Raw genomic sequence first — 9,581 nt, forward strand, 5'->3', positions numbered from 1 at the left:
CCGGCAACCGCTTTGCGTTCTTCACTCTTGCGTCATCAATAGTTAAGATGAAGTGAACAATGCAGATCGAAGACCTCCGACTGGCCGCCGCGCTGCTGCGCGAACGCTCGCTCAGTGCCGCAGCGCGTTCGCTGGGCGTGACGCCCCCGGCCTTGTCGATGCGGCTGCGCAAGCTGGAAGCGACACTCGGCCTGGCCTTGGCCCATCGCACCGCGCGCAAGTTGCAGTTGACCTCCGAAGGCGAACGGTTCGGCCGCGAGGCGTACGAGCTTCTGCAGAAGTTCGACAGCCTGCGCGAATCCCTGCAGTCCGAGGACAAGCGGCTGACGGGCACGCTGAGAATCGCCGCGCCTTTCGGGTATGGACGCACGCATGTCGCGCCGGTGCTCTCCCGCTTCTCGCGCTTGCACCCCGGCTTGCGCCTGCAACTCGACCTGCGCGAGACCCCCTGGCCGGACCGGCACGATTCCGATGCCGTGGTGCACGTCGGGACGGTCAGGGACTCATCCTGGGTGGCGCATCCCCTGGCAGCCAACGAGCGATGGCTGTGCGCGAGTCCTGCCTATCTCCGCGAGCACGGCACGCCGCACAGCCCTTCGGACCTGGCCTACCACTCGTGCATCTGCATCCGCGAGAACGACGAGGACATGGCGCTGTGGCACGTGCGCTCCGTCGGCGGCACCCGCAAAGGCGAGACCCTTCGCATCACCCCCGCGTTCATCACCAACGATGGCAGCGTGGCGCGGCAGTGGGCAGAGGACGGCATGGGCCTCGTGCTGCGTTCGCAGTGGGATGCGGCTGGGGCGGTCGCGGCCGGGCGCCTGGAGCGCGTGATGGCTGACTGGACCTTCGGTGCCGCTCCGGTGGTGGTGCTCGTGCCGACGCGCAAGGGCCGCAGCGCTCGGACGCAGGCCTTCGTCAGTTTCTTGGTGGAAGCGGCATCGGCGACCGAGACTTGAAGTCGCAATGCCATGGGCGGCAGGATGGCGTCACCGCTTCGAGTAGATGGAAAGCTCATGGGTCTCGCGCACGGCATCGAGGTCACGAACGGCCGTGACGCGCTCGATGGCCGCGATATACGCGGACGGAAGTCCGCATTGCCTGGCGCCGTGCAACACGTGATGCATATACCAAGTGAAAGGTCTCAACGCGGCGTCCTTCCTGGTTGCCAGGTAGGTCAGCGCCGAGGCGACGCCTGAGTCGGTATCCACGCCGATTTCGAAGGCATCGTAGCCGTTGCCAAGGCCCTCGGCGCGATCCAGTGCCGGGCGGTCGCCGAGGGCAATGCGGAACAAAGCGCCATGGACAACATCCGTCGGCGCACCGGTGCGTTCACAGTCGGCCTTGCCGGACCCATCCCTGCCCACCTTGTCAAAGACCAGACGGTACCCGGCGACGCGGGCGGCCCCCATCCATTGGGCGGAGGGCGTCCGGTCCGCCGCGAGCAGGCGTGGTGCGCTCATGTTGGAGCCGTACGCGAAGTACAGGAAGGTCTCTGATGTCATCAGTCTGGCGTCAGTGGATGTGCCCTCGATTACATCGCCATCCTGACCTTCGAGGGCTACAACGAGCTCGACTCTTTCGTGGCCCTCGGCATCCTGAATCGCATCAAGAAGCCCGGCTGGCGCGTTTCCATCGCCAGCCCTTCTGCCAAGGTGCGCTCCATGAACGGTGTAGTGGTGGAAGCTCACGCCACGCTGCAGGACGCGGCCAGTGCAGATGCGGTCATCATCGGAAGCGGGCTCCTCACACGGGATGTCGTAGCCGACCCAGCGCTGATGTTGCAACTGAAACTGGACCCGGCGCGGCAGTTGCTTGCCGCGCAGTGTTCTGGCACCCTTGTCCTTGCCAGGCTCGGACTACTCCAAGGCGTTTCCGCCTGCACCGACCTGACCACCAAACCCTGGGTGCAGGAGGCCGGTGTGGACGTGCTCAATCAGCCATTCTTTGCACGCGACAACGTCGCCACGGCAGGCGGTTGCCTGGCATCGCCTTACCTGGCGGCATGGATCATTGCGCGATTCGAAGGTGTCGCGGCCGCCGAGAGTGCACTCCACTACGTTGCACCTGTGGGCGAGAAGGAGCAGTTCGTTTCACGGGCGATGAGCAACATCCTCCCATTCCTGCCTGCCGCGGTACTCAAGGTTGCTTGAGACTCGCTGGGCTTTGAAGGGCAGCAACGGGGTCAAGTCCAACTTCAGATCCCGGTGAAGTAGGTCATTCAAGCTCTCCTTCGTAGTGGGCTTACGAGTCCAGGACGAGAACTCCGCAGGTCAATCAACGCGCCCGATCACCGATGCTTGTGGCCGACTGGAGCCTGCCGCAGCCGAGTGAGGCTTGCCCGCCATGAGACATTCGATTTGCCCCAAAGCTGTCGCTCGGCAACGAGGCAGATGCTCCAGCAGAAAGTTCGAGAAAAAGAACCACCCGATGATGACATCAGCCGCATGCCATCGGCATACGCCATCGATCACCCTCCCCGCTCGACCCACTGAGCGCGCCAGGCCGGGGCGTCGAAGGGATCGGCAAAGTATTGCGTCTCGCGCGACACCTTTCCATCCCGGAACTCCATGATGCTCACGGTGCAAACGCTCTGGCCCTCGTAGTCGATCACATACTCGGTGACCCAGAGATGGCCTTCTCCCGTGATGCGCCGGACCACGAACCCCGATGGTTTGCCGGGATGATGGCTGCGAAGCGCCTGCAGGTTGTGGCGGCCGCGGATGAGCTCGCCCGATTGCGGGTACGCGCACACGGCATCGTCGTGATAGATCTCATGCTCGACGACCTGATCGCCTGCAGCGGATGCAGCCCAATGCCGATCAATGGCCATTCGAAGGGTCTGCTGTTCCATCATCGATCTCCATTCGGGCTGGGTGAAGCGTGCGCAGCCTCACTGCTGGCGCGCGGCCAGTTCGCGGCATTTCTGCAGGTTGGCGTTGAAGCGCGCCGCCAGCCCGGGCTCGCAGGTGTCGCTGGTCGTCATGATGCGGCACATCCCCACCACCAGAAAATCGGACACGGCTTCGGTGCACATCGGATAGCGCGCCAGCGCCGGGTTGTCCTGCGACTTGAAGCCCCAGCTGTTCGAGAAGTCCAGCATGCGGCCCATCGCATTCTCGAAGTAGTCCCGATCGCGCTCCGTGATGGCCGTTTCCATCGCGGGAAGTTCCTGCTCCAGAAAGCTCATCGCAGCGGCCGGAAAACGGTCTGTGTCCTGCTGCGCGCCCGCGCCGGATGCGGCGACCGCGAGCAGCAGGGGCGCGACGGCGCGCAGCGAACGGGCGAGGATGGGATGGCGTGCAGCAGATTCCATGGCGTGCGGTCTGGCGAGGGTTTCGATGGCCGCCCGATGCAGGGATGGACGGCCGCTGGAACTCTATTTGAACCGAAAGCCACGGGCCGGCCCGTAAACTCGGGCCATGGCTTCCAGACCCTCCAGAACGCCGCGCATGCGCGAGCGCGGCATCCTGTGCATCCTCATCGGCGCGGCGGTATTGCTCGCGCCGCGCTTCCTGTCATCGCCCTCCTGGCGGGAGATGGTCGGTGGCGCCTACCTGGTCGGCTGGTTTGCGCTGGTGCTGGGCATTGCGCTGGTCGTGGTCGACCTGCTGCAGCGCACCGGGTCCGGGAGATCCTGACGCGGGCGAACGCCTAGGGGGCCGCGCCGCGCTGCTTCGCGCGCCGCTTCTTCACCCACTCGACCGCCGCCAGCACCACGGCGCCGGCCACGATGCCCACGCCCGCATGGGCCCCCATCGAGCCCAGGCCGCCCCACAGGCCGCCTGCCTTCGCGGTCCACGCGTCGATCGCATGGCCGAGCGCCGGCACGCCATGCACCAGGATGCCGCCGCCGACCAGGAACATGGCGACCGTGCCGGCGATGGAGAGCGCCTTCATGAGCCAGGGCGCCATCCCCAGCAGGCCGCGGCCGAGCACGCGCGCGGCCGCGCCGTCGCGCCGGCTCAGGTAGAGCCCGGCGTCGTCGAGCTTCACGATCCCGGCGACCAGTCCATAGACGCCCACGGTCATGACGACCGCGATGCCGACCAGCACGATGAGCTGGGTCAGGAAGGGCTGCCCCTGCACCGTGCCCAGCGTGATCGCGATGATCTCCGCGGAAAGGATGAAGTCGGTGCGCACGGCGCCCTTGACCTTTTCCTTCTCGGCCGCGACGACGTCGATGGCTTCGTCGGCCAGGGCTCGCTCGTGGCGCGAATGGTCCGCCGCGTGCTCGTCGCCGTGCAGAAACTTGTGCGCGAGCTTCTCGCAACCCTCGAAGCACAGGAAGGCCCCGCCGATCATCAGCAGCGGCGTCACCAGCCAGGGCAGCCAGGTGCCGATCAAGAGCGCCGCGGGCACCAGGATCGCCTTGTTGACGAAGGAGCCCTTGCACACGGCCCATACGACCGGCAGCTCGCGGTCTGCCTTGACGCCCGCCACCTGCTGCGCATTCAGCGCCAGATCGTCGCCCAGCACGCCGGCCGTCTTCTTCGCCGCGACCTTGGTGAGCAGCGAGACATCGTCGAGCACCGACGCGATGTCGTCGAGCAGGAGCAGCAGGCTGGCGGCCATGATTCATCGTCCCAAAATCGTTGCAAGCAGGACCAGAAACACCGCGGATCCGGCTTGGCCGGGCCGCCGGTGTTGCCCCCTGCAAGGGGGAAGGCGAAGCGACACGAAGTGCGCGAAGCCTGGGGGTGTGCCTAGACTTCGCGTTTGAGGCGGATCTCCTCGATCTTCACGCCGCCGATCGCCGTCGTCTTGGCGGTCTTCATCTCGCGCTTGAAGCCGGCGAGTTCGTGAAAGCGCATCGCGCGGTCGTTGCGCAGCGGCACCCAGACCGTGACCAGCGTGCAGCCCTCCTCCTCGAGGCCGTCGCGCGCGGCATCCCACAGCGCCACGCCCACGCCCTTGCCCCAATGTTCGGGCTTGACGTAGATGGCCCAGATCTCGCCGGTGGTCGAGGGCGTCTTCGCATCGCGCGAGCGGTCGTAGCCGACGAAGCCGACGACCTCGTCGCCGAGCACGGCCACGTGCACCTGCGGTTCGCTGAATTCGATCGCCTCGCGCCATTTGGCCTCGCGCGTGGCCGGCGCCAGCGCGCGCAGCTGGTCGTCGGGCAGGATCCCGGCATACGCGGCCCTGGCGGCTGCGGCGTGGACTTCGGCGATGGCTTTGGCATCGTGCATCGTGGCGGGGCGGACTTCGTAATCGGACATGACTGCAGGGGAACGAGCGGTAAAGGGCCGTATTGTCGCCGCGCCGGTAAACTGGCCGCTGTATTCGCATCTATCCGGAGAATCATCATGGCCAAGAGTCAGCAGCGCAGCAACAAGGAAGCCAAGAAGCCGAAGAAGGACACCTCGCCGCCGAAGCCGCCGGGCGCCGGCATCGAACCGGTGCGCACGATCACGACGGCAGTCATTCCACGCGGCAAACTCAAGAACAAGTGATGAGCGCGTCTGCGCAGCCCACGGCAACGCCTTCGCCACAGCCCCGCAATCCCTTGCACGGGCTCACGCTGGAGGCGATCGTGACGGCACTGGCCGCGCACTACGGCTGGCAGGACCTGGGCGAACGCATTCCGCTGCGCTGCTTCACCAGCGATCCGAGCGTCGCGTCCAGCCTCAAGTTTCTGCGCAAGACGCCCTGGGCGCGCGAGAAGGTCGAGAGCCTCTACCTCTTCATGCTGCGCGAGCAGCGCAGGCAATCGTCGGCCCGGGCGTCCCGATGAAGGCGCGCATCGAGCCCGGCGGTTTCAGCTTCGACACCGAGACCGATCGCACGCTGCTGCAATCGGCCGATGCCGCGGGCATCGAGCTGCCCAGCTCGTGCCGCAACGGAACCTGCCGCACTTGCCTGTGCAAGCTGCTGGAGGGCGAGGTCCGCTACCGGATCGAGTGGCCCGGCATCAGCGTCGACGAGAAGGCCGACGGCTGGATCCTGCCCTGCGTGGCCGAGCCGCTCGGCGACGTCAGGCTCGACGTGCCGTACGCGTACGCGGTGTTCTAGGATCTGTCGATCCAGTCGCGCCGTGCCAGCGCCGGAAACAGCCGGAACCAGGCGAGCGCCACCAGCATCGTGCCCACGCCGCCCAGCACCACGGAGCCGACGGGCCCGAGCAGCGCGGCCGTCGAACCCGATTCGAACTCGCCAAGCTGGTTGCTGGCACCGATGAAGATCGAGTTGACCGCGCTCACGCGACCGCGCATGGCATCCGGCGTTTCGAGCTGCACCAGCGTCTGGCGGATCACCACGTTGACCATGTCCGCGCCGCCCGAGACCGCCAGCGCGACCAGCGACACCGCGAAGTTGCGCGAAACGCCGAACACCACCATGCACAGGCCGAACAGCGCCACCGCCATCAGCAGCGCGCGGCCGACGCGGCGCTCGATCGGCCGGCGCGTCAGCGTGATCGACATCGCGAGCGCACCGACCGCCGGCGCGCCGCGCAGCAGGCCCAGGCCCCAGGGCCCGGTGTGCAGGATGTCCCGGGCGTAGATCGGCAGCAATGCCACCGCGCCGCCGAGCAGCACCGCGAAGAGATCGAGCGACACGGCGCCGAGCACCGGCTTGTGCTTGCGGATGAAGTCGACGCCGGCGAGCACGGTCGACATCGTCACCGATTCGCGCGGCAAGGGCGTGTAGACGTAGTGCAGCCGCGCCGCGAGCACCGCCGCGATGACGAACAGCAGCACGCTCGCGCCGTAGACCACGCCCATGCCCGCCACGAACAGGAGGCCGCCGAGCGCCGGCCCGCCGATGATGGCGCCCTGCATGCCCGCCGAACTGAAGGCCATCGCGCGCGGCAGCATGAGCGGCGGCACGAGCAGCGGCGTCAGCGCCTGCTGCGCCGGCATCTGGAACGCACGCACCGCGCCCAGCACCAGCGACAGCCCGAGCAGCAGGTTGCGCGAATCGTGCGCGGCCTGCACGGAAATCAGCAGCGCCAGCGCCACCGCGCCCTGCACGGCGAAGCAGCCCGCGAGGATGCGGCCCCGGTGATGGCGGTCGACCACATGGCCCGCCAGCAGCGCCAGCAGCAAGGCCGGCACGAACTGGTAGAGCCCGACCAGGCCGAGATCCCATGCGCTGCCGGTGAGCCCGTACATGTGCCAGCCGATCACGACCAGCAGCATCTGGCTGGCCGCGGTGCCGAACAGCCGTGCGACCCACAGCCGCATGAAGGGCCGCTCGCGCGTCAGGTCGGAAAAATTCGGGGAACCGGGCGAAACGGCGGCAACGGGCATCGAATCGAGGATAGCCGAGCCGGGCCTTCTAGACTTAGCGCCGGATGACAACCCTGCACGCGATCCACGAAGACCCCCATCTGCTGGTGCTCGACAAGCCCGCCGGCCTGCTGTGCGTGCCCGGCCGCGGCGAGGACAAGCAGGATTGCCTCAGCGCGCGCGCCCTGGCGCAATGGACCGACGCACGGATCGTGCACCGGCTCGACATGGCGACCAGCGGCCTGGTGCTGATGGCGCGCGGCGCGGCGATGCAGCGCGCGCTGGGCGAGGCCTTTGCCCAGCGGCATGTGCGCAAGGGCTACGAAGCCATCGTCGATGGGCTGTTGCCGGCGGCCGACGAGTGGGCGCTGATCGACGCACCGCTGGCCGCCGACTGGCCGCGCCGGCCGCTGCAAAAGGTCGATGCGGGCGGCAAGCCGAGCCAGACGCGATGGCGCGTGAAGCACCGGCTGGCCGAGCGCCATGCCAGCCACCTGTGGCTCGAGCCGCTGACCGGGCGCAGTCATCAGCTGCGGGTGCATCTGCTGTCGATCGGCCATCCGATCCTCGGCGACACGCTCTATGGCGACGAAGAGGTGCAGCGCCGCGCGCCGCGCCTGATGCTGCACGCGACATGGCTCGAGTTCGCGCATCCGGCCGACGGGCGGATGCTGCGTTTCGAGAGCCCGGCGCCCTTTGCCTGAAACGAACTGCTAGCCCTTGACCACCAGCACCGGCACGCGCGAATCCTGCAGCACGCGCTGGGTCACGCTGCCGAGCAGCAGCTTCTCGATGCCGGTGCGCCCGTGCGAACCCATCACGATCAGATCGGCTGCGATCGCGTTGGCGGTGTCGACGATGCCCTCGTGCACCACGTGGCCGTCGATCACGCGCTGGTCGCTGTGCAGCCCTTCGGCGGCCAGCGCCGCGACACCCCGTGCCAGTGCGGCATTGGCGCTGCTGGTCGCGGCCGCGAGATATTCGTTCTGTCCCAGCGCGTAGTCCGCGCCGACGCCGATGAAGGGATAGTTGTCCACCACGTGGATCAGCGTGATGCGGCTGCCGAAGGCGAGTGCCAGTCCGCTGGCCTTGCTGACCGCGAGCATGGACGTTTCGGACCCGTCGATCGGAACCAGGATGTGATTGAACATGGCAGACCTCATTTGTTCGCAAGGCTCGCAGCCGAACCGGGGCTCGAATTTACATCCAAGGCGGCCGCACGGCTGTAGGACGGCTACGGCCCGCCCCGGGGCCGTCAGCCGCCCTGAAAACCACCTGCGCGGCAGGTCAGGACCAGCGTGTCGCGCCAGCCCGGCTCGGCATCGGCGAGCGGTTGGATCGGCGTCGATTCGTGGATCACGCGTGCATCGTCGAGCAGCAGCAGCGTCCACGGCTCGGTCATGGTGAAGCGCTCGCCGCGCCGGCCCGCCGCTTCGAACACGCGCGTCTCGCCGCCCTTGACGTTGTGCCGGCCGACCAGCGCGACCGCCACCAGGTCGACGCCATCGCGGTGCGCGCCTTCCGGCGTGGGCCGGCCGATGCCGTCGGCGGTGTCGATGCGGAACTGGTGCGCCTCGATGTGCCAGCGCTGCGCGCCGCGCAGGCCGGTCGCGGCATCGCACAGCGCCAGCATCAGGTGGCGCCAGACGGGCTGCGCGACGGTGTTCGCCTCCATCGGCGCGAACCAGCGCTGCATGCCGCCATGCAAGGCGTTGTATTCGACCGGCTGCCAGTGCGCACGATGCGGCACCTGCTGCACCGCGGCATCGTCGACCGTGAAGCAGGCATGGCGCCGGGTGCGGTAGCGGCCGCCGTCCTTGAGGTATTCGTCGAGCGGCAGATGGTCCCAGTCGGCATGCAGCGCATCGAGCTCGGCCAGCGGCGAGCCCAGCCACTCGGCCACGCCTTGCGGGCTCAGGACGGCATAGCCGTCCTGCTGCAGGGTCGGAACCAGTCGATCGGGCGGCGTGAACGGAGGGCTGAAGGCCCCGCTCATGAAGCGCTCATCAGACAACCTCCGCCCTGCGGGCTGCGGTGCGAGCGTCTTCGGAGCGGCCGGGCGCCGCTCATTGCGTCACCTTCACGCCCTTCCAGAAGGCCACGCGGTCCTTGACCATCTCGGCTTCGGGCTTGGGATCGGCGTAGTACCAGGCGGCGTCGGTGTTGAGCTCGCCGTCGACCAGCAGCGAGTAGTAGCTGGCCGTGCCCTTCCACGGGCAGGTGGTCTTGTGGTTGCTGAAGGTCACGTAGTCGCGATTGAGCGCGCTCTCGGGAAAGTAGTGATTGCCTTCGACGAGCACGGTGTCGTCGCTCTCGGCGATGGTGGCGCCGTTCCAGGTTGCTTTCATC

General features: G+C 67.4%; 16 protein-coding genes. 7 read left to right on the forward strand and 9 right to left on the reverse strand.

The genetic code is table 11. The features are described 5' to 3' along the window. Window positions 1-59: 59 nt before the first annotated feature. Window positions 60-959: a LysR family transcriptional regulator gene (locus tag WDLP6_RS16975; protein ID WP_162593293.1), complete on the forward strand. Its 900-nt coding sequence runs from the start codon at window positions 60-62 to the stop codon at window positions 957-959. Between the two features lie 30 nt (window positions 960-989). Here the strand turns inward: WDLP6_RS16975 and WDLP6_RS16980 are convergent, their stop codons facing one another. Beyond that, window positions 990-1,505, reverse strand: coding sequence for a gamma-glutamylcyclotransferase family protein (locus tag WDLP6_RS16980; protein ID WP_162593294.1), 516 nt, complete (start codon window positions 1,503-1,505; stop codon window positions 990-992). A gap of 33 nt (window positions 1,506-1,538) precedes the next feature. Between WDLP6_RS16980 and WDLP6_RS16985 the strand changes: the two genes are divergently transcribed. Beyond that, a complete protein-coding gene (locus WDLP6_RS16985; protein WP_162595126.1) occupies window positions 1,539-2,153 on the forward strand; it encodes a DJ-1/PfpI family protein in 615 nt (204 codons plus the stop codon). A 317-nt stretch (window positions 2,154-2,470) separates the two neighbouring features. Here the strand turns inward: WDLP6_RS16985 and WDLP6_RS16990 are convergent, their stop codons facing one another. Then, the gene (locus tag WDLP6_RS16990) at window positions 2,471-2,854 is read right to left on the reverse strand and encodes a nuclear transport factor 2 family protein (protein WP_162568283.1); all 384 of its coding nucleotides are present in this window, start codon (window positions 2,852-2,854) and stop codon (window positions 2,471-2,473) included. A gap of 39 nt (window positions 2,855-2,893) precedes the next feature. Further along, a complete protein-coding gene (locus tag WDLP6_RS16995) occupies window positions 2,894-3,316 on the reverse strand; it encodes a hypothetical protein (RefSeq protein WP_162593295.1) in 423 nt (140 codons plus the stop codon). A 106-nt stretch (window positions 3,317-3,422) separates the two neighbouring features. On the opposite strand from WDLP6_RS16995, the gene WDLP6_RS17000 reads away from it, so the two are divergent. Beyond that, on the forward strand, window positions 3,423-3,641 hold the full coding sequence (locus tag WDLP6_RS17000; protein ID WP_162593296.1) for a hypothetical protein: 219 nt from the start codon (window positions 3,423-3,425) through the stop codon (window positions 3,639-3,641). Window positions 3,642-3,654: 13 nt separating this feature from the next. Here WDLP6_RS17000 and WDLP6_RS17005 read toward each other — a convergent pair whose 3' ends face one another. Both WDLP6_RS17005 and WDLP6_RS17010 read right to left on the reverse strand, forming a co-directional pair. After that, window positions 3,655-4,575 carry a DUF808 domain-containing protein gene (locus WDLP6_RS17005; protein ID WP_162593297.1) on the reverse strand — a complete coding sequence of 307 codons (921 nt, stop codon included), beginning with the start codon at window positions 4,573-4,575 and terminating at the stop codon, window positions 3,655-3,657. A gap of 131 nt (window positions 4,576-4,706) precedes the next feature. Further along, complete coding sequence (locus WDLP6_RS17010; RefSeq protein WP_162568287.1) at window positions 4,707-5,222, reverse strand: GNAT family N-acetyltransferase; 516 nt, start codon at window positions 5,220-5,222, stop codon at window positions 4,707-4,709. A gap of 87 nt (window positions 5,223-5,309) precedes the next feature. Here WDLP6_RS17010 and WDLP6_RS17015 point away from each other — a divergent pair, with 87 nt between their 5' ends. From WDLP6_RS17015 to WDLP6_RS17025, 3 genes are read left to right on the forward strand one after another with little or no spacing between them, the layout of a single operon-like run. After that, on the forward strand, window positions 5,310-5,456 hold the full coding sequence (locus tag WDLP6_RS17015) for a hypothetical protein (protein WP_174259880.1): 147 nt from the start codon (window positions 5,310-5,312) through the stop codon (window positions 5,454-5,456). Continuing rightward, window positions 5,456-5,737, forward strand: a complete 282-nt coding sequence (locus WDLP6_RS17020) for a VF530 family DNA-binding protein (RefSeq protein ID WP_162593298.1) — start codon at window positions 5,456-5,458, stop codon at window positions 5,735-5,737. The genes WDLP6_RS17015 and WDLP6_RS17020 overlap by 1 nt, the downstream gene beginning before the upstream one ends. Next, the gene (locus WDLP6_RS17025) at window positions 5,734-6,015 is read left to right on the forward strand and encodes a 2Fe-2S iron-sulfur cluster-binding protein (protein ID WP_162593299.1); all 282 of its coding nucleotides are present in this window, start codon (window positions 5,734-5,736) and stop codon (window positions 6,013-6,015) included. The genes WDLP6_RS17020 and WDLP6_RS17025 overlap by 4 nt, the downstream gene beginning before the upstream one ends. Here WDLP6_RS17025 and WDLP6_RS17030 read toward each other — a convergent pair. Next, a complete protein-coding gene (locus tag WDLP6_RS17030; protein ID WP_162595127.1) occupies window positions 6,012-7,187 on the reverse strand; it encodes an MFS transporter in 1,176 nt (391 codons plus the stop codon). The two genes, WDLP6_RS17025 and WDLP6_RS17030, sit on opposite strands and share 4 nt — an antisense overlap. Window positions 7,188-7,297: 110 nt before the next feature. On the opposite strand from WDLP6_RS17030, the gene WDLP6_RS17035 reads away from it, so the two are divergent. Further along, window positions 7,298-7,936 (forward strand): RluA family pseudouridine synthase, encoded by a 639-nt coding sequence (locus tag WDLP6_RS17035; RefSeq protein WP_162593300.1) that lies wholly within the window; start codon window positions 7,298-7,300, stop codon window positions 7,934-7,936. A gap of 9 nt (window positions 7,937-7,945) precedes the next feature. Here WDLP6_RS17035 and WDLP6_RS17040 read toward each other — a convergent pair whose 3' ends face one another. The 3 genes from WDLP6_RS17040 to WDLP6_RS17050 all read right to left on the reverse strand — a co-directional run bounded on the left by WDLP6_RS17040 (window position 7,946) and on the right by WDLP6_RS17050 (window position 9,580). Further along, the gene (locus tag WDLP6_RS17040; protein ID WP_162568291.1) at window positions 7,946-8,383 is read right to left on the reverse strand and encodes a universal stress protein; all 438 of its coding nucleotides are present in this window, start codon (window positions 8,381-8,383) and stop codon (window positions 7,946-7,948) included. Between the two features lie 104 nt (window positions 8,384-8,487). Then, window positions 8,488-9,228 carry a 2OG-Fe dioxygenase family protein gene (locus WDLP6_RS17045; RefSeq protein ID WP_162593301.1) on the reverse strand — a complete coding sequence of 247 codons (741 nt, stop codon included), beginning with the start codon at window positions 9,226-9,228 and terminating at the stop codon, window positions 8,488-8,490. Window positions 9,229-9,298: 70 nt separating this feature from the next. Then, window positions 9,299-9,580, reverse strand: coding sequence for a DUF427 domain-containing protein (locus tag WDLP6_RS17050; RefSeq protein ID WP_162568293.1), 282 nt, complete (start codon window positions 9,578-9,580; stop codon window positions 9,299-9,301). Window position 9,581: the final 1 nt, after the last annotated feature.

It is taken from the genome of Variovorax sp. PBL-E5 (assembly GCF_901827185.1).
Lineage (GTDB): Bacteria > Pseudomonadota > Gammaproteobacteria > Burkholderiales > Burkholderiaceae_C > Variovorax.

Excerpts from the sequence above, each read along its gene's own strand:
- WDLP6_RS16980 (WP_162593294.1), bottom strand. The coding sequence starts at position 1,505 with ATGACATCAGAGACCTTCCTGTACTTCGCGTACGGCTCCAACATGAGC.
- WDLP6_RS17040 (WP_162568291.1), bottom strand. The coding sequence starts at position 8,383 with ATGTTCAATCACATCCTGGTTCCGATCGACGGGTCCGAAACGTCCATG.
- WDLP6_RS17025 (WP_162593299.1), top strand. The coding sequence starts at position 5,734 with ATGAAGGCGCGCATCGAGCCCGGCGGTTTCAGCTTCGACACCGAGACC.
- WDLP6_RS17050 (WP_162568293.1), bottom strand. The coding sequence starts at position 9,580 with ATGAAAGCAACCTGGAACGGCGCCACCATCGCCGAGAGCGACGACACC.
- WDLP6_RS17015 (WP_174259880.1), top strand. The coding sequence starts at position 5,310 with ATGGCCAAGAGTCAGCAGCGCAGCAACAAGGAAGCCAAGAAGCCGAAG.
- WDLP6_RS17035 (WP_162593300.1), top strand. The coding sequence starts at position 7,298 with ATGACAACCCTGCACGCGATCCACGAAGACCCCCATCTGCTGGTGCTC.
- WDLP6_RS17005 (WP_162593297.1), bottom strand. The coding sequence starts at position 4,575 with ATGGCCGCCAGCCTGCTGCTCCTGCTCGACGACATCGCGTCGGTGCTC.
- WDLP6_RS16995 (WP_162593295.1), bottom strand. The coding sequence starts at position 3,316 with ATGGAATCTGCTGCACGCCATCCCATCCTCGCCCGTTCGCTGCGCGCC.
- WDLP6_RS17045 (WP_162593301.1), bottom strand. The coding sequence starts at position 9,228 with ATGAGCGGGGCCTTCAGCCCTCCGTTCACGCCGCCCGATCGACTGGTT.
- WDLP6_RS17000 (WP_162593296.1), top strand. The coding sequence starts at position 3,423 with ATGGCTTCCAGACCCTCCAGAACGCCGCGCATGCGCGAGCGCGGCATC.
- WDLP6_RS17010 (WP_162568287.1), bottom strand. The coding sequence starts at position 5,222 with ATGTCCGATTACGAAGTCCGCCCCGCCACGATGCACGATGCCAAAGCC.
- WDLP6_RS17020 (WP_162593298.1), top strand. The coding sequence starts at position 5,456 with ATGAGCGCGTCTGCGCAGCCCACGGCAACGCCTTCGCCACAGCCCCGC.
- WDLP6_RS17030 (WP_162595127.1), bottom strand. The coding sequence starts at position 7,187 with ATGCGGCTGTGGGTCGCACGGCTGTTCGGCACCGCGGCCAGCCAGATG.
- WDLP6_RS16975 (WP_162593293.1), top strand. The coding sequence starts at position 60 with ATGCAGATCGAAGACCTCCGACTGGCCGCCGCGCTGCTGCGCGAACGC.
- WDLP6_RS16990 (WP_162568283.1), bottom strand. The coding sequence starts at position 2,854 with ATGGAACAGCAGACCCTTCGAATGGCCATTGATCGGCATTGGGCTGCA.